The 20,037-nt window shown below is 55.1% G+C and carries 18 protein-coding genes; 9 read left to right on the forward strand and 9 right to left on the reverse strand.

All coding sequences use genetic code 11. The features are described from left to right. Positions 1 to 26: 26 nt before the first annotated feature. A complete protein-coding gene (locus ACR0M3_RS14085) occupies positions 27 to 776 on the reverse strand; it encodes a hypothetical protein (protein WP_480483495.1) in 750 nt (249 codons plus the stop codon). On the opposite strand from ACR0M3_RS14085, the gene ACR0M3_RS14090 reads away from it, so the two are divergent. Then, positions 770 to 1,405, forward strand: a complete 636-nt coding sequence (locus ACR0M3_RS14090) for a MarR family winged helix-turn-helix transcriptional regulator (protein WP_480483493.1) — start codon at positions 770 to 772, stop codon at positions 1,403 to 1,405. The two genes, ACR0M3_RS14085 and ACR0M3_RS14090, sit on opposite strands and share 7 nt — an antisense overlap. Continuing rightward, complete coding sequence (locus tag ACR0M3_RS14095) at positions 1,406 to 2,116, forward strand: MOSC domain-containing protein (RefSeq protein WP_480483491.1); 711 nt, start codon at positions 1,406 to 1,408, stop codon at positions 2,114 to 2,116. 243 nt (positions 2,117 to 2,359) lie between these two features. On the opposite strand, the gene ACR0M3_RS14100 is transcribed toward ACR0M3_RS14095, so the two are convergent. Next, on the reverse strand, positions 2,360 to 3,265 hold the full coding sequence (locus ACR0M3_RS14100; protein WP_480483489.1) for a LysR family transcriptional regulator: 906 nt from the start codon (positions 3,263 to 3,265) through the stop codon (positions 2,360 to 2,362). A gap of 7 nt (positions 3,266 to 3,272) precedes the next feature. Between ACR0M3_RS14100 and ACR0M3_RS14105 the strand changes: the two genes are divergently transcribed. Both ACR0M3_RS14105 and ACR0M3_RS14110 read left to right on the forward strand, forming a co-directional pair. Further along, positions 3,273 to 4,235 (forward strand): nuclear transport factor 2 family protein, encoded by a 963-nt coding sequence (locus tag ACR0M3_RS14105; RefSeq protein ID WP_480911383.1) that lies wholly within the window; start codon positions 3,273 to 3,275, stop codon positions 4,233 to 4,235. Positions 4,236 to 4,252: 17 nt separating this feature from the next. Beyond that, positions 4,253 to 5,206, forward strand: coding sequence for a VOC family protein (locus tag ACR0M3_RS14110; RefSeq protein ID WP_480487999.1), 954 nt, complete (start codon positions 4,253 to 4,255; stop codon positions 5,204 to 5,206). Between the two features lie 135 nt (positions 5,207 to 5,341). Here ACR0M3_RS14110 and ACR0M3_RS14115 read toward each other — a convergent pair whose 3' ends face one another. Then, positions 5,342 to 6,703 (reverse strand): diaminopropionate ammonia-lyase, encoded by a 1,362-nt coding sequence (locus tag ACR0M3_RS14115; protein ID WP_480911384.1) that lies wholly within the window; start codon positions 6,701 to 6,703, stop codon positions 5,342 to 5,344. Positions 6,704 to 6,707: 4 nt separating this feature from the next. On the opposite strand from ACR0M3_RS14115, the gene ACR0M3_RS14120 reads away from it, so the two are divergent. Beyond that, positions 6,708 to 7,109 (forward strand): Lrp/AsnC family transcriptional regulator, encoded by a 402-nt coding sequence (locus ACR0M3_RS14120; RefSeq protein ID WP_480911386.1) that lies wholly within the window; start codon positions 6,708 to 6,710, stop codon positions 7,107 to 7,109. A gap of 225 nt (positions 7,110 to 7,334) precedes the next feature. Here ACR0M3_RS14120 and ACR0M3_RS14125 read toward each other — a convergent pair whose 3' ends face one another. The 5 genes from ACR0M3_RS14125 to ACR0M3_RS14145 all read right to left on the reverse strand — a co-directional run bounded on the left by ACR0M3_RS14125 (position 7,335) and on the right by ACR0M3_RS14145 (position 14,705). Next, positions 7,335 to 9,779 carry a GcvT family protein gene (locus tag ACR0M3_RS14125; protein ID WP_480911388.1) on the reverse strand — a complete coding sequence of 815 codons (2,445 nt, stop codon included), beginning with the start codon at positions 9,777 to 9,779 and terminating at the stop codon, positions 7,335 to 7,337. A gap of 8 nt (positions 9,780 to 9,787) precedes the next feature. After that, positions 9,788 to 10,669: a phosphotransferase gene (locus ACR0M3_RS14130; RefSeq protein WP_480483477.1), complete on the reverse strand. Its 882-nt coding sequence runs from the start codon at positions 10,667 to 10,669 to the stop codon at positions 9,788 to 9,790. 1 nt (position 10,670) lies between these two features. Then, the gene (locus tag ACR0M3_RS14135; RefSeq protein ID WP_480871248.1) at positions 10,671 to 12,662 is read right to left on the reverse strand and encodes an ABC transporter permease; all 1,992 of its coding nucleotides are present in this window, start codon (positions 12,660 to 12,662) and stop codon (positions 10,671 to 10,673) included. Then, positions 12,659 to 13,681, reverse strand: a complete 1,023-nt coding sequence (locus tag ACR0M3_RS14140) for a quaternary amine ABC transporter ATP-binding protein (protein WP_480546022.1) — start codon at positions 13,679 to 13,681, stop codon at positions 12,659 to 12,661. The genes ACR0M3_RS14135 and ACR0M3_RS14140 overlap by 4 nt, the downstream gene beginning before the upstream one ends. 76 nt (positions 13,682 to 13,757) lie before the next feature. Continuing rightward, positions 13,758 to 14,705, reverse strand: a complete 948-nt coding sequence (locus ACR0M3_RS14145) for an ABC transporter substrate-binding protein (RefSeq protein WP_480488010.1) — start codon at positions 14,703 to 14,705, stop codon at positions 13,758 to 13,760. A 203-nt stretch (positions 14,706 to 14,908) separates the two neighbouring features. Between ACR0M3_RS14145 and ACR0M3_RS14150 the strand changes: the two genes are divergently transcribed. Continuing rightward, entirely contained in the window at positions 14,909 to 15,694 is a 786-nt protein-coding gene (locus ACR0M3_RS14150) for a DeoR/GlpR family DNA-binding transcription regulator (protein ID WP_480483469.1), read from the forward strand. A 197-nt stretch (positions 15,695 to 15,891) separates the two neighbouring features. On the opposite strand, the gene ACR0M3_RS14155 is transcribed toward ACR0M3_RS14150, so the two are convergent. Continuing rightward, positions 15,892 to 16,920 (reverse strand): LacI family DNA-binding transcriptional regulator, encoded by a 1,029-nt coding sequence (locus ACR0M3_RS14155; RefSeq protein ID WP_480773823.1) that lies wholly within the window; start codon positions 16,918 to 16,920, stop codon positions 15,892 to 15,894. A 112-nt stretch (positions 16,921 to 17,032) separates the two neighbouring features. On the opposite strand from ACR0M3_RS14155, the gene ACR0M3_RS14160 reads away from it, so the two are divergent. The 3 genes from ACR0M3_RS14160 to ACR0M3_RS14170 are packed head-to-tail and all read left to right on the forward strand — an operon-like array spanning position 17,033 to position 19,998. Further along, entirely contained in the window at positions 17,033 to 18,544 is a 1,512-nt protein-coding gene (locus ACR0M3_RS14160; RefSeq protein ID WP_480488014.1) for a tripartite tricarboxylate transporter permease, read from the forward strand. Next, on the forward strand, positions 18,541 to 18,996 hold the full coding sequence (locus ACR0M3_RS14165; RefSeq protein WP_480483463.1) for a tripartite tricarboxylate transporter TctB family protein: 456 nt from the start codon (positions 18,541 to 18,543) through the stop codon (positions 18,994 to 18,996). The genes ACR0M3_RS14160 and ACR0M3_RS14165 overlap by 4 nt, the downstream gene beginning before the upstream one ends. A gap of 42 nt (positions 18,997 to 19,038) precedes the next feature. Next, on the forward strand, positions 19,039 to 19,998 hold the full coding sequence (locus ACR0M3_RS14170) for a Bug family tripartite tricarboxylate transporter substrate binding protein (RefSeq protein WP_480488016.1): 960 nt from the start codon (positions 19,039 to 19,041) through the stop codon (positions 19,996 to 19,998). Positions 19,999 to 20,037 lie beyond the last annotated feature (39 nt).

Below are 20,037 nucleotides of genomic sequence, written 5' to 3' on the forward strand. Positions count from 1 at the left end.
CTGCCTGAGACGACCGGCTGACATCGTTACTGAAGCTTGCCCGGTAGGCTCAGGTCGCCCGAGGCAATGTCGAAAACATCCGTGACGCACAATAGCGGAGCGTGAATGTTGGCGTTTACCCGCAGAGCAGAGGTTACGCCATCATAAGCGATGCCTTCCAACTGAACGTCGTTGGAAAATCCGGCTTTGACTTGAATTTCCGGACCATCGAACAGCGGTGTGAACCCTGGGCTGTCCAGGAAGATTGGGAATCCAGGCCAGGTTGCAGGAAGCTTAGGCGTCGTCCCTTCAGGGATATCGCGCACTGCAAGGGCGCCCGGGCCGCAAGTTTCGGTCGGGGCGAGAACAACCCAGTGGCTGTGCCATTCGATACCGTCGTTGGCTGGGTCGCCATCGCCGTTTTCATCAAACAGCGGGGTGTCGTCAAAATCCGGGTGGCTGGTTGCAGCCATTGCCAAGATGCCGGCGCCGCCTTCGAAACCTACTGCAGACGTATCCAGGGATGTAGGCCACACATAGGACCAGACGTCTGACCCTCCTACTGCCCCGGTTCCTGCCGGCACCGATGCCCCGGCAGTACCATTGGTGGTCATGTGGAACGTAATGGTATTGCCGTTGCGATGCGCATGCGCTGCAAGGATGTCAAAGTCGGCCACCTTGGCGACATCAGCGGGAGAGACAACAGCCCCCTCCTGATGTATCGCGTGATCGCCTTCTGCGACGGCGGACGAAGCTCCGATCACAACTGCAGCAAGTGATTTCCAGGTGAGTGTCATTTCTTATCTCCGGTAAAGTGATATCGACTCGCTACCAAACGGAGAAACATATTGCAACTTTAATTTCGACTCGCTACTTGTTGGGCATGAGAACCGCCCACAGTATTCGTATCCTTATCAACCGTCTTGCCCGGATAGATTCCGCTGCGGGCTGGACGGGCGACCTGAACCCGACACAAAGGGCGGCGCTGGAGTACCTTTCCGAGGCGAATCAGTTTTCCCGTTCACCGTCACATGTCGCTGAGTACCTTGGGACAACCCGCGGAACGATGTCCCAGACACTGAAAGCGCTTGTGCGCAAGGGATACGCTGCCGAGCACCGACAAAAATCTGACCAGCGGTCGATCTCGTACGAACTGTCCAAGGCGGGCGCCTCTGTTTTGACAGAGGCCAATCCGATTGCTGACGCCATCGGCAATCTGCCCTCCAGCGTTCAGGTGTCTCTCAAGGATGGTCTGCTTCAGAGCTTGATGTTGGCATTGGCAGCGAACGGTGGTCACTCGTTCGGGAAATGCATGACCTGCGCCTATCATAAGAAAGGTCAGAAAAATGGCTTCTGCAGCTTGCTGGAAGTGAGCCTCGAGCGTGGCGAAGAAGAAAAGATATGTATTGAACACAAAGAGGCCTGAATGACCCTTCCTGAACTATCGACAGTAATAGGTGGCATTTTCCTGGGTTGTGTCACGAACCGCTGGGAGGCAAAGCCGCCCTCTGCCATTCAGAAGGATCGGGTGTCTGGCCGTCAGGTCATTTCGCTTACTGGATTTTCAGATGATGCACAGGCGGACCTGACCGTGCATGGCGGTGCAGAAAAAGCCATTCACCATTATGCGCAGGATCACTATGCGGATTGGCAGAGAGAAGGGCAGCTGCCCCCCGGCGCAGAGCCCGCAGCATTTGGTGAAAACATCTCAACAACCGGTTTGACCGAGGAAAATCTGTGCATTGGCGACATCCTGAGGCTGGGCACGGCAATCGTTCAAATCAGCCAGGGCCGTCAGCCCTGCTGGAAACTGGGACTGCACACCGGAAATGAAAGGATGCCCTACCTGTTTCAGAAAACGGGTCGCACTGGGTGGTACTACCGTGTTCTGGAAACCGGCGAGGTCGAAGCAGGAGATCGAATAACGTTGATTGAAAGGCGCAATCCGGACTGGAGCGTGCAGCACGTGACCCGCGCCCGACTGACACGACGAGTTTCCCGCAAGGATGCCGAAGCCCTCGCAAATCTGACGGACCTCGCCCCTGGCTGGCGGCAAGCCTTTGCGCGCATGGCGATGGGCGACGTAAAAGAAGATACGCGCGCGAGATTGGGGAGCATGTCGAACACATCGCCTTAAGGCCCCACTGCGAGACTTCAGCATGTTTGTTGGAAGACATGGGCAGGTCGCCAGCGCGGTGCACATCGGCACGTCAAGGGGCTATATGAATTTCTGGCGGTTGATCAGCCAGGAAGTTTCCAGTGAACGTTCCGCTTTCGCAGTTAGGATATCGGTTCCGGTTGTCGGAAGGAGGGTCCGCATGCGGCGGACCACGTCTTTTGCGCGCCATCTCAGAGATGGCAATCAAAGTTCCTTTGCCCTTCATCGGGCGGTCGCTATCTCCGAGATGAGCGCGCGGAGCCATTGGTGGCGAGGTGACGCTGCCTGGCGCATGTGCCAGATCTGCGCAATTCTATCGGGTGGCAGGTCGACGGGTGGGCTGCAATGAGCAAAGCCGGCAAAGATATTGTCCTTTAACCGCGCAGGCATAGTCGCAATAGTATTGGTCCCGCGAATAAGAGAGGCGATTGCCGAGAAACCGGGCAGCGTCACTGAGATGCGGCGATGCCTTTCCAGGTGGCTGAGCGCCAAATCGATAGCGGTAAGTTCGTGTTGCCCGGGCATCATGACCGCGTGGGGCAACGCGCAATAAGCCGCGATTGTATCAGGAGCAGTCACGTGGTCAGGGTCGAAATAGCAAAGATCATTGTCGGTCAGGATCAGTTTCTGCATCAAGTCGGCTTCGGTTCCGGTAAGCTCGGGCGCCAGCACCAGATCGACCTGCCCGTTGCGTAGTAGTTCGGCCCAGTCTTGTTGCGACTGCGCGCGCCAAATGCGCAGTTGTACCTTCGGTGCGCGGTGTCGCAACGCGTGAAATAAGGGTTTCAGCACGATTTCGGTCTCATAATCATTGGCGGCGATCACAAACTGGCCGCTGTCATCACGAGGCTCGTATTGCGCGGGTTCTGTAAATGCGTCCACTGCCTCCAGAATATGTTGCGCTTGTGCAAACAACTGGGCTGCGCGCGGCGTAGGAGAGATACCGCGCCCCATAGGGACAAACAGCTCATCTTTCACAATTCCGCGTAGCCGGTTCAATCCATGGCTGACAGTGGATTGTGTGACCTCCAGACGTCTGGCCGCCGCCGTGATCGAACCTGTGTCATATACCGCGGCAAACATGCGTATCAAACGGACGCCGAGTTCCTTGTTATCGTTTTTCTTCATGAGTTGTATGGTTATTCTTTCTGTTATTTTCATCAATGAAAATCTCTATCTGGTCGCCACATGCAACCGAAAAGGTAAACCCATGCCGTTTAGAAGATCCGTCCTCTTTGCTGCAACCGCTGTGGTTATGGCGCTTTCCACTCCGCTCCATGCTGATAAGCTAAGCATTGACGCACAAACCCAGGCCTCGATCAAACTGGCCGAAGGGTTCTATCGGGATGTTTTGGTTTACCGGAACCTCAACAATTTCGGGAAGTACATCGGCGATACCTATGTTCAGCATGCCACCGCATATGGCGACGGGCCGGTTGAGTTGATCAAGGCCGTTGCCAGTGAACTGACTGCCGATCCTGATGTGCAGGTGGATCTCTACCGTGTGCTTGCCGAGGGTTCCTATGTTGCAATCCATTCTGTCTGGACCGGCAGTAACGGGGACCAGTACGTCTATGTTGATGTCTGGCGCGCCGAGGACGGAAAACTGGTCGAACACTGGGACCACTACCAGCAGGTCCCCGAAAGCGCGGCGAATGAAAACACTATGTTTCAGGGACCAAACGCAGATGTTTATTCCGATCAGAATATCGAGCAGAACCGTGAACGTGCTATCGCCGTTCTGAAAAGCTTTGAAAACCCAAGTGATCTATCAGCGGTCGAAGCGTATTTCTCCTCCGAGAACTATATACAGCACAACCCGAGCGTGCCGGATGGGCGCGATGCTCTGGCAGAATACTTGACCGGACTAGCTGCTGATAACGTGCGCCTAAAAACAGAAATTGCCAAGACTATTGCGATGGGCGACATGGTGCTGGTTCATTCGAAGCAGACCAACCTCGACATTGAGGGCGATCTGGGCATCGGATTTTTCGATATCTTCCGCTTTGATGACAATGGTTTCATCGTAGAGCATTGGGACATCGAAGAAGCGCAGACCGGAGAATCTGCAAACACCAACGGCGTGTTCGAGTATTGAGGATCAGGAGAAACCCCATGACCATCAAACCCGGCAATGTGCACAGGCGAGGATTTCTAAACAGGATGGCCGGAGGTTTGACTGCCGCCGCCGGTACAGCGATGATCGCTGATATGCTGGCAACGCGGGCCTACGCCAGCGCGGTTGATGGGAAGGGGGTTTCGAAACTCAGAAAAGGAGCCTATGGCATGAGAAGCAGCGAAGCCCCCGTGTCAATCGGCCGTGTGGCACTGATTGTGAACAATCTGGACACTGTTGGGACCTTTTACCAACAAGTGCTTGGCCTTGAGGAATTGGCGCGGGATGGCGAAACCCTGAAACTGGGCGCAGGAAACAACGTTCTGCTCGAGTTGCGCCAAGACCGTGCTGCGCGGCGCTATCCGCATGCGGCGGGTCTTTTCCATACAGCTTTTCTGATGCCGGACCACGATTACCTGGGACGCTGGCTGATCTATGCTGCACAAAACCGCATCCCTTTGACCGGGGCGGCGGATCACGACGTTAGCGAGGCGCTGTATCTAAACGATCCAGAAGGCAATGGGATCGAAATCTACGCCGACCGGCCTGTTGAAACATGGCAGATGGATGGAGAGTATATCCGCATGGGCTCGCATCATCTGGACCTGGAGGCCATTGCAGGTGCGGCCCGTCAAGACTGGTCCGGGGCTCCGGAAAATATGGTGGTCGGACATGTCCACCTACAGGTCGGGGATATCAATGCGGTCGACGAATTCATGACACGACATCTAGCGCAGGATCGCATGCTGCACGAAGGTTCAGCAGGGTTCTACAGTTCGGGTGGGTACCACCATCACTTTGCAGGCAACGTCTGGAACAGCAATGGTGCAAAAGCTCGTCCAACTGACAGCAGCGGCTTGGATGAGATCGTGCTGTTGACGGATGGGACTGTATTGCAACCGCAAGAGCTGACAGACCCTTGGGGAACGCGGTTCACTGTCGAAAGGAAGTGAACCTGCATGATTGGCCAAGAACAAAGGCGTATCTTGCAGGCCGGACAGCGGTAAACTCCTGCGGCGTGGCCGGAAGGTGGAAGCCGGGCGCGGCTTCCACCAAGGGGGAATACCACGCCGGGTCATTTCCGCAAGTCAGTTGCTATCATTCATGATCCGGTCGAAAACATGCGGATCTGTGACGCCCTCTGACCCGATCAACATCACTCGGGATCGCGGCGTAATTTGAAATTGTTTTCGCAAGTCGGTGCGCATCGACGCGCAGATCAAGCCAATCAGACCGGCCACGGCGCTTTCTCCGGCTTCGATTGGCTCATCTCCGAAAGCGCCGTTTGCCAATAGGCGGACGGCCGGTGCCACAAGCTGGTCAGGGATTTTCATGAAACCGCTGGCGGCCTCTTCCAAAACGTTCCATGCCAATTCGGACGGCGCGCCGCAGGATAGACCAGCCATTATGGTTTCTTCGCCTACTTCGACGGCTGTAGGCCGATTTGCCTGGGCGCTTGCAAAAAGGCAGGGGGCCAATTCAGGTTCGACCACGATGACGCGCGGCGCATTCCGCTCCCATTCCTGGAGGAATACCGCGGTGACGGCAGCCGCTAAGCCTCCAACGCCGCCTTGAAGGAAGACATGAGTGGGTGGCAAAGCCAAATCCTGCACGATCTCGCGCGCCATGACCCCGTAACCAGCCATGACATCAAGAGGTGCCTGAGTGTAACCGGGCCAGGAAGTATCTGAAACAATCAACCAACCGTGTGCCGCTGCATCGGTCCGGGTCTGTGCGACGGAAGCGTCGTAATCTCCATCAACCCTGATCACTTCGGCCCCTAGCTGGCGCATTGCGTCGGCGCGGAATGCGCTTACTTCTTTGTGAATGTAAATTCGGCATGGCGCGCCGAAGCGCTGGGCACCCCAAGCCACTGAACGACCGTGATTGCCATCTGTCGCCGAAATGACGGTTATGTCTGCAATTCCGGCAGTATGGGTGCCGTTTCGGATCTCATCGGCAGTGACTTCACGGCCTGTCTTTTTGGTTAATTCGCGCTGTAATACTCGCAGAACCGCATAAGCGCCGCCAAGTGCTTTGAAACTGCCCAAGCCAAATCTTAACCCTTCATGCTTGTAATAGACTGCGCCCAAATCGAGTGCTTCGGCTAGACCTTGAAGAGACGGCATAGGCGCTCTTTCGTACCCACTCCAGCTTTGAATTTCCCTCTGTGCGAGGTCAAATCCCTCGCGGGGTAAGGTGGCTGTGGCGGCATGGCCAAAGCCTGGCTTGGCTGTATGGCTTTCAATTCCGACTGTCTCAAAGTTTGCGAGCATTTTGTGGTCCTTCCATTGTTGGTGCAAATATAATTCAATGTCAGTGATGTTTTCGCTCTGAGTTGCTGGTAATTTTGAAGCAAACTTGCATGAGGTCGCCGTGAAACAAAAATATTCATCAGGAAGTCTGGATAGCTTCGATCTCGCGATTCTTAGGGTGTTGCAGCAGGACAATACGGTGCCGCACCGTCAAATCGGTGAAAGCGTGAATCTGTCCGCGCCCAGCGTGCAGCGGAGGATCAAACGCATGGAGGCGGAAGGGGTCATTGCCGCGCAATCAGCGCATATTGATCCGGCAGCCGTGGGATTGCCGCTGACCATTTTCGTCGAAGTCGAACTAAAAACCGAGACTGGCGGAAAAATCGATGAAATCAAGAAAAGCTTCTATGCTGCCCCTGAGGTTCAGCAATGCTACTATGTTACTGGTGAAGTGGATTTTGTTCTGATCGTTATCGTTCGAGATATGTCCGAATATGAAAAGCTTACCCAACGGTTGTTCTTTTCGAACAAGAACATCCGAAAGTTCAGAACATTCGTTGCAATGGACCGAACAAAGTCATCCATGCAGTTGAACATCTGACTTGTGCCTCTCCAGAGCATGTAGTCTGGCGGGGTATTTGACTTTTGCGCGGCGCGAACTGGAAACAAAGTGCTTGTGCACTCCAAATCTGCCAGAAACCTGGTGATCTGGGCGGTAAATCCTGCCGAGACACCTCTCGGTTTACCTGGAAAATAACCACGTTTCCCGAGGTATTGAGGTTGGGACACATTTGCCCCAACCTCATCAAGGTAACAGGAGTTTATGTTACGATTTGATACGGTCCATTTTGGGATCGTAAAGCGGTTGAAGTGTCACGTCGCAGGAGACACGTTGGGTCGCAACCTCCAACTCATACGTGCCGGACGTAACAAAATCTGCTTCGACGCCGCCCTGATTTCGGACATAGCCGTAACCGATGGATTTGCCGGTTGTATAGCCATAGCCTCCCGACGTTAGCCAACCCACCCGTTCTCCATCCCGGTATATTGTTTCGCGGCCCAACAGCACCACATCGGGGTCGACGGTGAAGCAGGCCAGCATCTTTTTGACGCCCTCGGCCTTTTGCTTCTCGCTTGCCGCGCGACCCTTGAAGTTTATGTTTTTGCGCAGTTTCACAGCCCATCCCAGACCGCTTTCAAACGGCGTGTGATCAGGCCCGATATCAGACCCCCAGGCGCGGTAACCCTTTTCTAACCGAAGAGATTCAATTGCGCGGTAGCCCGCATTAACCAGCCCTTGCGGTTGCCCTGCTTCCATCAGCGCAGAATAGACTGTTTGCGCGTATTCGACAGGCAAGTGCAGTTCCCAGCCAAGCTCGCCCACGTATGTCACCCGCAGCGCTTTGACCGGGCAACCCGCGATGCCGATTGTCCGGATCGTGCCAAACCTGAACCCGTCATTCGAGACATCATCACGGGTAACTGCCGCCAGAATATCTCGTGCTTTTGGCCCCATCAGCGACAACACTGCGTTCGAGGAGGTGATATCGAACAGCTGGCAGTTCAGCCCGTCCGGAATATTTCGGCTGATCCAGTCAAAATCGTGGGTGGCATAGCCCGTACCAGTGACAATGTAGAATTCATCATGCGCTACACGGCCCACGGTCAGGTCGCATTCAATTCCGCCCTTGTCATTGAGCATCTGGGTATAGACCAGCGCTCCCACCGGTTTGTCCACATCATTGGCACAAATCCAGTTCATCGCCGCCAAGGCGTCCGGGCCTTTCAGCGCGAATTTGGCAAATGATGTTTGATCGAACAGCACTGCCGCTTCTCGGGCCGCTTTGTGTTCACGACCAACGGCAGCGAACCAGTTCTGGCGACCAAAGCTGTATTCGTCCTTGGGCGTTTCACCCAGCGATGCGTCGGCAAACCAGTTTGGACGCTCCCAACCCAGTTTTTCTCCAAAGCAAGCGCCCTGATCCATAAGCGTATCGTACAGCGGTGACTTGCGGCAGGGGCGGCCGGACTCGTGTTCTTCATGAGGCCAGGCCATAGTGTAGTGTTTGCCATATGCTTCGACTGTTCGGGTGCGAACCCAATCGGTGTCGAAATGCGGGCGGCCAAAACGGCGAATGTCGGCGGACCACAGGTCAAAGGGCGGCTCGCCCTTGGCGGCCCATTCTGCCAGCACCATTCCGGCGCCACCGCCAGAAGCAATGCCAAAGGCGTTGAAACCAGCACCAACAAAGAAATTCTTCAGCTCTGGTGCTTCACCTACAATGAAGTTGCCATCCGGAGTGAAGCTTTCGGGACCATTGGTTAGGGTCTTGATCCCTGCGGTCTCCAACGCTGGCACCCGGCCCAGCGACAGCTCTATGATCTGTTCGAAATGGTCGAAGTTACTGTCGAGCAAGGTGTAGTGGAAATCTTTAGGTATGCCATTCACCGCCCATGGGATTGGGTTCGGCTCATAACCGCCCATGACGAGCCCACCAACTTCTTCCTTGTAATAGGTCAGCCGATCGGGATCCCGCAGGGTAGGCAGATCACCGGGTACACCAAATGGTTCTGTGACCATGTACTGATGTTCCATTGGCACCAGCGGCACATTCACACCGAACTTGGCGGCAAAGTCGCGCGTCCACTGACCGGCACACACGATCACCTTTTCACATTCGATACGGCCATGTTCAGTGATTACGGCGCGGATCTTGCCGTTCTCGATTTCAAGATCGGTGGCCTTGGTATCCTCGAATATCTTCGCGCCTGCCATGCGCGCTCCCTTGGCCAGCGCCTGGGTAATGTCCGAGGGGTTTGCTTGCCCATCGGTGGGCAGGAACGCCGCGCCGATGACGTCACCGATATCCATCAGCGGCCAAAGATCCTGCGCTTCCTTCGGGGTTAGCAGCTGCATGTCCAGACCAAAGGAATGGGCTGTGGTGGCCTGCCGTTTGACCTCGGTCCAGCGTTCCTCGTTGCAGGCGAGACGCAAACCGCCATTCATTTTCCAACCCGTTCCCAGACCGGTTTCTTCTTCAATCTTGTTGTACAGATCGACTGAATATCCCAGCAGCTGAGTGATATTGGCGTTCGAACGCAGCTGCCCCACCAGACCCGCAGCATGGAATGTGGTGCCCGAAGTCAGCTTTTTGCGCTCCAGCAGCACCGTGTCGGTCCAACCGAGCTTGGCAAGGTGATAGGCGGTCGAGCAGCCGATGATGCCGCCGCCGATGATGACGGCTTTGGCTGTATTTGGAAGGTCGGTCATATCTGTCCTCAGGTGTTTTTGTAATCGGTCAGGGCCGTGCGAAACCGCGCGAGATTTTCACTTGTGTAGGCTGCATAGTCGAAGTCGATATCCGAGGTGATCTCGGACACCATGCTCCACATGGTTTCACGAAGCAGCGAGGCGCATTTCATCGCCGTATAGCGATGACGCAATTGGTTGGTGACGGGTGCCTGAAAGTAGGTTTCCAGAACCCAGTCCTCTTGTTCATTGGAAAGAGAGTTGTTCGAGGCCAGCCCACCCAAATCAAACAATGGCGAGTTGAAGCCCGCGTAGTCGAAATCGATCAGCCACAGGCGGGTGCCATCGTCCAGAAAGTTGCCGCAAAGCAGGTCGTTATGGCCAAACACGATTTCGTACGGCCCGGCCTCGGCTTCCAGATCATTTCCAATTTGCACAAGTTCAGGGATCAGGCCTTTATGCGAACTTCCATGATCGGTGAGGGTGGCGGCATAGTCGCGGATGACATGAAAGACCCAGAACACCAGCGACGGGCCGCGCAGGTGCTTGGGCACCTCAAGGTGGCAGGCTTTCACGAGCTCCAGCACTCGAGGCAGCATACTGGGGTCGCGTACGTCTTCTTCGATCAGAGTGCGGCTTTCGACGAATTCCAGCACTGTTAATTCGTTGGACGAAAACACTACAGCGGGTGACAGACCTGCAGCATGGGCGGCCTTACTGGCAGCCAGTTCGTTGAAGCGCATCACCTGGTGCAAAGGGATGTCGTCACCGACACGCACCACATAGGATCCACTGCTGTCAGTGACCTTGTAGTTCACATTTGTAATCCCACCCGTCAACGGGGTGGCTTTGATCTCGCCCTGCCAGATCGGTAGCTTGCGAATGCGGGTCATCAGGTCGGATTGGGTCATATCAACTCTCCATTCCAAAGCGGATGCGTGCCTGACGAGCGCTTGCGTTGATCAGCCTATCAGCGATGATGGCAATGAATGCGATGGACAGCCCTGCCACCAGACCTCGACCAGTGTCAGCCTTTGTCAGGGCAATGTAGACTTCCTGCCCCAGATCGCGGGTGCCAACGAGGGCGGTGATAACCAGCATGGACAGCGCCAGCATGATGGTCTGGTTAATACCCAAAAGGATTTCGGGCAGGGCCATGGGCAAGCGAATATGGCGCAGAAGTTGCGTGCGTGTGCACCCAGAGACCAATCCGGCCTCGATCAATTCCTCACTGACCGAGCGCACGCCATGGGCCGCATAACGTACGGCCGGGGCCAGCGCGTAAAGGACTATGGCAATCAGCGCAGTGAAATCGCCGACGCGAAACAGCATCACAACCGGGATCAGATAAACAAAGCTGGGCAAAGTCTGCAACGTATCAATCAACAGGTTGATCACCGTCCCGGCGCGTTTGTTCAGAGCAGCCACAACGCCCAGCGGAACACCGATCAGGGTAGCAAGAAACACAGAGGCACCGCAGAGATAAACTGTCACCATTGCCTTGGCCCACAGTCCTGACACGAGGATCAGCGACGCCAGTCCTCCGCACAGCAACGCCAGCCGCCAGCCCCCTGCGTGCCAACCCAGCAAGGTCAGCATGGCAATGGCCCAAGGCCATGGGATTCCCAGTAAAACCGTTTTGATCGGGATCATGAACCACGTCAGGAAGAAGATCTTGATCGCCTCAAACGTGTCAAAATAATTGATGTTCAGGTATTTGACCGTGTCATCCCAGAACCCGCCAGTGGTGATCGTCTGGCTTTCAGGATATTCCAGCAACAGGGGTGAGAACTGTCCCAGAACCCAGGTCAAAATCAGCAGGATCATTACCAGAACTGTCCGGCGATGGCGGGTGATCCACGAGCCGGGGAGCTCGTGATGTACCTGCCCCATACGCTCGGCAAAAGCCTGACTTAGGCGATCGACGGCAATGGCCAGAACCACAATGGCAATACCTGCCTCGAACCCAGCGCCGATGTCCAGTCGGCGCAGCGCGGCAAGGACGTCAAACCCTAATCCTCCGGCCCCGATCATCGAGGCAATGATGACCATGTTCAGCGTCAGCATGATCACCTGATTGACGCCTACCATCAGACTGTGGCTGGCGGAAGGAACCAAAACGCGCCACATCAACTGTTTTTGCGTCGTGCCTGCCATGCGCCCGAAGTCCAAAATCTCGGGGTCGACGGCTCTCAAGGCAAGCGTGGTGATCCGCACCATGGGTGGTGTCGCATAGATGATAGTTGCAACAAGCGCCGAAATCGGTCCAAAGCCGAACATGAACAGAATTGGTACCAGATAGGCAAAGATCGGAATTGTCTGCATCAGGTCCAGAATGGGCGAGATGATGCGATCGAAAGTCAGGTGGCGATAGGCCAATATCCCCAACAACAGCCCGCCGCCCGCGCCAATCGGCACCGCAATCAGGACCGAGGCAAGCGTTACCATCGCGCTGTCCCACTGGCCAAAAACGGCCAGATAGGTAAAGCAGCCGCCGACCAACGCCGCCAACCCCCAGTCCCGGCAATACTGTCCCAAAGCTATTACGGCGGTGATAACCACAATCCAGCTGATCGCAGGTAGGATGACTTGCGCATCGTTGCCTTGCCCGGTGACAAAACCCTCGGCCAGCAGGGACAAGACAAGGTCATAGGGCTGTTCTATCAACCAAGCAGCAGCGCGGGTAACGTCGGTGAACGAAACTGGGCCGATTGCAGCATCCTCGATCAGCCAGGACATTGCAGATGAGATATAAGTTTTGAACGGGACGACCCAAGCCGACGGGAATTTGGTGATCCAGCGCGCATCGAGCGCTTTTCCCAGGTTGCTGCCGAAATACCCCAGCAGGATCGTGAGTCCGACAAACAGCAGAATGATGAGCTGACTGCGGGACAGGCGGCTCATACCGCGTCCCCTTCACCGAATAGCACATGGGCCACAGCCTTGCGATCAATGGCGCCAATAACCAGCCCATTGCTGTCTGTCACGGGAATTGGCGCATCTGCGGCGATGATCCGTTCCGCCACGGTCGAGACGCGGGTCGATTGCACAATGGGCTCACCTTCACCTGCAGCGCCGACGGTCATTACACCACCAACCGTCAAAACCTTGGAGCGCGGAATATGGCGCGTGAATTCAGCCACATATTCTGTCGCTGGATTCATCACCAGTTCTTCCGGGGTGGCGATCTGGATGACTTCACCATCCTTCATAATGGCGATGCGGTCGGCCAAGCGAACGGCTTCTTCAAAGTCGTGCGTGATAAAGACAATAGTCTTATGCAACCGTTCCTGGAGTCGCAGAAATTCGTCCTGCATTTCGCGCCGGATCAGCGGATCGAGGGCCGAAAAAGGCTCGTCCAGAAACCAAAGATCGGGCTCTGTCACCAACGATCGAGCAATGCCCACACGCTGTTGCTGACCACCCGAGAGCTCTCGTGGATAGTAGTCCTCGCGCCCCTTCAGGCCGACCAGTTCCACCACGTCTCTCGCCTTTGCGTCGGCTTCGTGTTTGGGCGTAGCCTGAATAGTCAGGGGGAACATCACATTCTGCAATACGGTCAGGTGCGGCAGCAGGGCAAAATGCTGAAACACCATGCCCATCTTGTGCCGGCGGATTTCAATCATTTCTTTCTCGCTGGCGCGCAGCAGGTCGGCGTCGTCGAACAGAACCTCACCGCTTGTAGGTTCGATCAACCTGGACAGACAACGAACCAGGGTTGATTTGCCTGAACCGGACAGGCCCATGATGATGAAGATTTCACCTTCAACGATTTCAATATTGGCGTTGCGTACCGCTCCGATCACACCCGCATTTCGAATGTCATCTGCCGATGGGTTTGGATTTTGCGCCAGAAGGGTCTCGGCGTTTGGACCGTAAAGCTTCCAAACGTTTCGGCAGGACAGTTTTGTTGTGGGAGTCATCAGTGGTGTCCGGGACTAAGACGGAAAAAGACCGAAGCGGTAGAGGAGAGCGGGGTAACCGCTTCGGCCAAGCAGATTATTTAGAGATCCAGCCAGACCAACGGTCCTTGTTCGTCTCCATCCAATCCGCGACAACTGCATCAATATCCACACCGTCCAGATCGGCTTTGCCGACCATGGCGCTCATCTCGTCGTTATTGATGTTATAGGCTTCGATGATGTCATACGCGCCCGGCCACTTTTCTTGCAGGCCAGACCAAGCAGCCTTCCAGATCGGACCGCGCGGTTTTCCGCAATCATAGGCCAAGGCCGGGTTCACACCGACGGACGGGTCGCTGTAGCACTCGGCCGAGTATGGCGGAAACTCCACGAATTCACCGTCATATTTGGCCGGGGCCCAGTGCGGAACATAGACCCACAGCATGATCGGATCTTCGCGCTGATATGCGGATTCCAGCTCTGCAAAAAGCGCAGCATCCGTGCCTGCGTGGACAACTTCAAACTCTAACTCTAACGCTTCGACGCGTTCTTCGTCGAAACCGCCCCAGGTCACGGGTCCGCCGACATAGCGCCCATTTGGCGAGGTTTCAGCCGTGGCAAATTCCCCTGCGCAGTCTTTCAGAGCTTCCCAGTTTGGCAAGCCGGGGCAGCGGTCTTTCATGTAAGTCGGGTACCACCATTCTTCGATCGCCATCAGACCGGTTTCACCAACGTTCACCACATTGCCAGAGGCGGTGGCTTCGTCCAGCGCTTCACGCCCGGTGGTTTCCCAGATTTCCATTGCCAGATGTAGATCACCTGTCTTCAGGCCCGCAAACTGAGCGATATAGTCTGCCTGTACATATTCAACGTTGTATCCGGCCTCTTGCAGGATTGATCCCATTATCTTGGTGTTGATCAGCTGCCCTGACCAATCATGCAACGTCAGTTTGATTGGGTCCGTCGATTCGGCGGCCCAAGAAGCCGAAGCAGTTACGCCAGCGACTAATGCCATTGCGTGTAGTGCATTGAATTTCCTGATCATGTTGTGCTCCCTGAATGTGGCTTTTTGAGTGTTTTTCGTTTATTACACTTCCATGCTGCGCCAATCTGACAACTACGTCAATAAAAACCACACTTCGCCACGACTATTCGTTATAATTCACACAAAAAGCCCCGAACGGCACCGTATTGGGCGTAATATTGTTTTATTGGGATGACTGCCGTATCCCCCTTTCAGGAGGTCGCATGTTAAAGCCACGAAAAACCACAAATCAGCGCGAAGAAGAAATCCTTCGCGAGCTGCAACATGCGGGCGGATCGTGCAGGGTCAGCCTCCTGGCTCAAAAACTGAATGTTTCCAATGAAACGATCCGGCGCAACGTCAAGGCGCTGGAAGAGCGCAAGATCGTGCGGAAGGTTCATGGCGGCGTACATCTTAGCGAAGACGCCATAGAGCCACCCTTTGAAAACCGCTTGGGAACGCAAGCACATGCGAAAGAAGCAATAGCCCGGGCAGTCGCAAATACAATTAGCGACGGGGATTCCCTATTTCTGGATATCGGTTCGACGACCGCCTACGTCGCGCTTGCGCTACGGAAACACAAAGACCTGTTTGTAGTTACAAATTCGGTTTTCGTCGCTTACACGTTGTCAAAGCACAACAACAACCGGGTGTTTCTGGCGGGTGGAGAACTGCGCGCCCATGATGGGGGCGCTTTCGGTGCAGAGGCATTGGATCTTGTGAAGCGTTTCAACGTACAGCTGGCAGTGTTCTCGGTTGGAGCCGTGAATGGCGATTTGGGCTTCATGCTTCATGATCTTGAAGAGGCCAATATCGCGCGTGCTGCAGCTGAAAATGCGCAGGTGCGCATCGTCGTAGCCGACAGCGGAAAATTCAACAAGCGGGCTCCGATATCTCTCCATAACATGGCCGGAATTGATGTTTTGTATACGGACCGCGTTCCTCCTGCCAACATCCTGGCCATGCTCGACAAAAATGAAATCGAAGTTGTTATCGCAGGGTCGGACTAGTGTCAGAACTGATAGATGTACCCAGCTTACAAAACTGCATCTTTGAGGAGATGGCAGCCTTTTAATGAGATCATGTTGAAATCTGTTAACGAACTATTCGATGGGGAAAACGTCAAATCGCGCATGTTCGTCAACCGGGCCTCATAGTTTGCGACACATCCGTTCTGAATGTGCAAACAAGTTGGCAATGCCGACTATTATACTGACACTGGACCTGTTGTTCCTCTAACAACACAATCCAGCTCGCAGCAAATTTTAAAATGTTCCGACTCATCTGACGTAATGTAATCGGTGAACTTGTCACCTGCGAGTTTACCGATGGCTTCGGCGGGGATTCGAATGGTGGTGAGCCCCGGCTCAACATCAGCCGATCCCTTGAAATCTCCGATGCCCATAATTGAAAGATCGCCGGGAACGTTTAACCCCAGTTTCTGGGCCGCAAACAAAGCGCCCTGCGCTATGACGTCATTTCCACATAACAAAGCCGTAAGTCGAGATGTTTCCGCCAAAAGGTTCAGCGCAGCCTGCTTGGCCTGCGAAACGCTGTAAGGAGCTTCAGATTCGTGCTCGCCCGGAACGGAGACACCCATATTTTGTAGCGCTTCGTGCACGGCGGAAAGTCGATGTTGCGCGCGGTCATTACCACTGGTCTTTGGAAAGATCAGCCCAATGTCACGATGCCCTAGGGCCAGCAGGTGCTCTGTTGCGAGACGGCCGGCCAACTGGTTGTCGGCCCCGACACAAGGAAGTTCCGAATCCTTTGAGTAGTTCCAAATCGCAAGTGCAGGTATTTTCTGCTGCGTGATCAACCGATTGGTGGCATCGGAATGCTCCAAGCCAACCAATGCCACGCCGTCCACACGATGTTCAAGAAACTTGCGGACCATCGCGTATTCCCGATCTAGATCATACCCGTGCGACGCCAGTAGAAGGCTGAATCCTGCCTTGTCGATAGAGTCGGAAAAAGCCTGAATGACCTCGGCGAAGATGGCATGGTTGATAGTTGGTACGACCAGGCCAATCGTTCCTGACCGTTTGCCATGCATTGTTTGAGCGGCACGATTGCGGATATACCCGAGCCGCTGCACTGCCCTGTTGATCTTTTTGCGAGTCGCAGGGCTGACCAGATCAGGGTGATTGAAGGTACGAGAAACCGTAGACGGTGAAACCTTCGCGGCCTTTGCGACTGCCACGATATCGACTTTACCATGCTGAAAATTAGACATAATTTCGTCCTGTTCGGTCGATTTTATGAAAACATTTGCAATACTATTTTCATCCCCTAACCTGATTTGTCAACAAACCAAAAGTGCAGACAAACGGGTTGGGAGGCACTGGATGGAATTCATTTACTACTTCGGGGATGTGTTCACACCGATGTCCTTCTTGCTGCTTTTGGGCGGCACGATCGGAGGGCTGATCCTGGGCGCGACACCAGGCTTGTCACCAACGATGGCGGTTGCCCTTTTGATTCCGTTCACCTTCCAGCTTGAGGCCGCACAGGGGCTGATCTTGCTGGGAGCCGCCTATACCTCGACCGTTGCTGGTGGCGCGGTGAGTGCAATTCTACTGAAAATCCCAGGCGCTCCAGCCAATATTGCCACCACTCTGGACGGCCACACCATGGCCAAGCAGGGACAAGGGGCGCGGGCGCTGCAACTGTCGTTTCTGGCCTCGGCGGTTGGCGGCATCTTCGGTGTGCTCCTATTAATCTTTCTGACACCGGTTTTGGCCAAATGGGCGCTGGCGTTTGGCCCCTCACACCTGTTCTGGCTGGCCATTTTAGGGGTGACTGTGATCGGCACGCTGGATTCTGCATCCGTGGTCAAAGGTTTGCTATCGGGTTGTATCGGATTGTGGCTGGCGACAGTCGGTTTCGACGACATTATGGGCGCGCAACGCTTTATCTTTCACCCTGCACTGGGCGGCGGCATCAACATTATCGCGGCGCTGATCGGTCTGTTCGCGATCCCTCAGGTGCTGACGATGTTTGCAAAGGGACGCCACGACACGGGTGCTGAAGTCATCGAAGTACAGCGCCATTCGATCATGGCCGCATTGCGAGAACTGTTCAGCCGCACCCGAGCACTTAGCATCGGCACACTGACAGGTTCCATCATTGGCCTGATCCCAGGCGTTGGCGGGCAAATTGCCGGGCTGGTTGCCTATGATCAGAGTAAGAAGTTTTCAGCCGAGAAGGACAAGTTCGGCACGGGTCATTCCGAGGGCGTAATTGCCGCGGAGTCCGCCAACAATGCGATGGTGGGCCCATCTCTGGTACCGTTGTTGACCTTGTCGATCCCGGGTAGCCCAACCGCAGCCGTTTTGCTGGGCGGGCTGCTGATTCACGGAATTTTTCCGGGCTCGGATCTGTTCGACAACCACCCGGACGTTGCGTGGACGTTCATAAACTCCATGCTGATCGGCCAGGTCCTGATGTGCGTCTTCGGCCTATACATTGCTGGTCTGGCCGCGCGTGTCGCGCAGGTGCCGCAATCGGTCATGGCGGCCGTTGTTTTGGCCCTTTCGGTCTTCGGCGCCTACTCGGTTCAGAGTTCGATGGGGGATGTCTATGTCATGGCGTGCCTTGGCATTGGGATGTTCTTTCTGGAACGATTTGGATTCTCGGCTGCTCCGTTGGTACTGGGATTGATCCTTGGTCCGATTGCCGAAGCCAACTTCATTCAGGGCGGAATGATCGCGGACGCGACCGTCGGCAAGGCCTCTTACTTCCTGACGGGCGGATTGAATCTTCTGCTGATCGCCGTTGTACTGGCTTCAATTGCCTACTCGGTTTGGATGGAACTTCGCCACCGGCGCTATACCACCAAAGAGGAGGCACAGGCATGAACCGCACACAACACATAATCGGGTCGGGTTTGGTTTTTGCCGTAGGACTTTGGGTAACCTGGGTCAGCTTTACTCAACAACCGGTCGAGGCATTTCTGTTTCCGCGTCTTATCGCTTCGGTCTTTGTGGTTTTGGCAGGGTGGACCTTCGGCAAAGCGCTGATGGGATTGTCCAAGGTAGGCAACGGCGTGACCCGCATGATGTTCATCAACATGCTGCCGGGCCTGTTCGTCACCCTTATCTATGTCTTCTGGGCGTCCAAATCGCTGGGGTTCTACACAGCAACGGCAATCGCGTTTTTCATTCTGCTGTCGATTTACGATCCAGACCCACATTCCGAAGCCAAAACCTGGGTCAAGCGCGGTGTCATCACAGCGATCTTTGTGGCGGTGATGTACGGGCTCTTTGCCATGCTTCTGCAAGTCTACACACCAAGGGAATTTCTGTTCTGACCGCAAGGGATGCGGGTGAACCAAAATAGGGAGGAAACGCAAATGAAACGGTTGATTACAGGGGCAGCACTGGCCCTCACGAGCCTGACGGGCGCGGCGGTTGCCGAGGAGTATCCCGAACGCCCAATCATGATGATGGTCAGTTACGGCGCTGGTGGCGCAACCGACTTTCAGGCGCGGATTGTCACCATGACATCCGGGAATGAAGACGCGCTGGGAATGCCAATCGCCATCATAAACAAACCCGGCGCCGGAGGGCGTGTGGGTTGGAACTGGTTCGCAACCCAGGCCGACGCCGATGGCTACACGCTTGCTGCCTACAATGTTCCACATTTCATCGCCCAATCGATCAAGGGTGGGGTCGAGTATTCGGTCGACAGCTTTGAGCCCATCGCCAACTGGGGTGCTGACCCGGCTGTCTTCGTGGTTGGTGCGGACAGCCCGTTCAACTCGATGGAAGGTGTTGTCGCATATGCCAAGGAAAACCCCGGCAAGCTTACCGTGTCCGGGGCTGGGCTTTTTGTTGGTCACCACATTGCGGCTCTTCAAATCGACAAGGCTGCAGGAACAACGATGGCCTATATCCCGACCAAAGGTGGCGGCGCAGCGGCCATGAAAGCGGTAATTGCTGGCGAAGTCATGGGTGGTATAAACAACCTGTCGGATGCGTTCCGCGCAAAAGAGGCGGGCAACGTCAAAATCCTGGGTGTCGCAGATCTTGAGCGAAACGCGTTCCTGCCCGACGTGCCGACTATGATGGAACAGGGGCTTGATGTCGACAACTCGTCGGTCAATTTCCGGGGCGTGATGGTGCCCAAGGGAACGCCGCCCGAGGTGATCGAGAAACTTGCGGAAACGGTTCCCGAGATGTTCGCCAACGATCGTGTGGTGAAAAAGATGGAAGCTGGCGGATCGCCCATGCACATCATGACACGCGATGAAGTGATCAAGATGTGGGAGAAACGTCAGCAAACACTGAACGAATTGTTGGCTGGGCTCTGAACCAGTCAACTCCCTACGGGGCGGAGTGGGTCCGCCCCG

The organism is Ruegeria sp. O5 (genome assembly GCF_056535105.1).

What these genes read in the sequence shown, in the direction of transcription:
- ACR0M3_RS14085 (WP_480483495.1), bottom strand. Translation starts at nt 776, where the DNA reads ATGACACTCACCTGGAAATCACTTGCTGCAGTTGTGATCGGAGCTTCG.
- ACR0M3_RS14095 (WP_480483491.1), top strand. Translation starts at nt 1,406, where the DNA reads ATGACCCTTCCTGAACTATCGACAGTAATAGGTGGCATTTTCCTGGGT.
- ACR0M3_RS14100 (WP_480483489.1), bottom strand. Translation starts at nt 3,265, where the DNA reads ATGAAGAAAAACGATAACAAGGAACTCGGCGTCCGTTTGATACGCATG.
- ACR0M3_RS14105 (WP_480911383.1), top strand. Translation starts at nt 3,273, where the DNA reads ATGGTTATTCTTTCTGTTATTTTCATCAATGAAAATCTCTATCTGGTC.
- ACR0M3_RS14110 (WP_480487999.1), top strand. Translation starts at nt 4,253, where the DNA reads ATGACCATCAAACCCGGCAATGTGCACAGGCGAGGATTTCTAAACAGG.
- ACR0M3_RS14125 (WP_480911388.1), bottom strand. Translation starts at nt 9,779, where the DNA reads ATGACCGACCTTCCAAATACAGCCAAAGCCGTCATCATCGGCGGCGGC.
- ACR0M3_RS14130 (WP_480483477.1), bottom strand. Translation starts at nt 10,669, where the DNA reads ATGACCCAATCCGACCTGATGACCCGCATTCGCAAGCTACCGATCTGG.
- ACR0M3_RS14135 (WP_480871248.1), bottom strand. Translation starts at nt 12,662, where the DNA reads ATGAGCCGCCTGTCCCGCAGTCAGCTCATCATTCTGCTGTTTGTCGGA.
- ACR0M3_RS14140 (WP_480546022.1), bottom strand. Translation starts at nt 13,681, where the DNA reads ATGACTCCCACAACAAAACTGTCCTGCCGAAACGTTTGGAAGCTTTAC.
- ACR0M3_RS14145 (WP_480488010.1), bottom strand. Translation starts at nt 14,705, where the DNA reads ATGATCAGGAAATTCAATGCACTACACGCAATGGCATTAGTCGCTGGC.
- ACR0M3_RS14150 (WP_480483469.1), top strand. Translation starts at nt 14,909, where the DNA reads ATGTTAAAGCCACGAAAAACCACAAATCAGCGCGAAGAAGAAATCCTT.
- ACR0M3_RS14155 (WP_480773823.1), bottom strand. Translation starts at nt 16,920, where the DNA reads ATGTCTAATTTTCAGCATGGTAAAGTCGATATCGTGGCAGTCGCAAAG.
- ACR0M3_RS14160 (WP_480488014.1), top strand. Translation starts at nt 17,033, where the DNA reads ATGGAATTCATTTACTACTTCGGGGATGTGTTCACACCGATGTCCTTC.
- ACR0M3_RS14165 (WP_480483463.1), top strand. Translation starts at nt 18,541, where the DNA reads ATGAACCGCACACAACACATAATCGGGTCGGGTTTGGTTTTTGCCGTA.
- ACR0M3_RS14170 (WP_480488016.1), top strand. Translation starts at nt 19,039, where the DNA reads ATGAAACGGTTGATTACAGGGGCAGCACTGGCCCTCACGAGCCTGACG.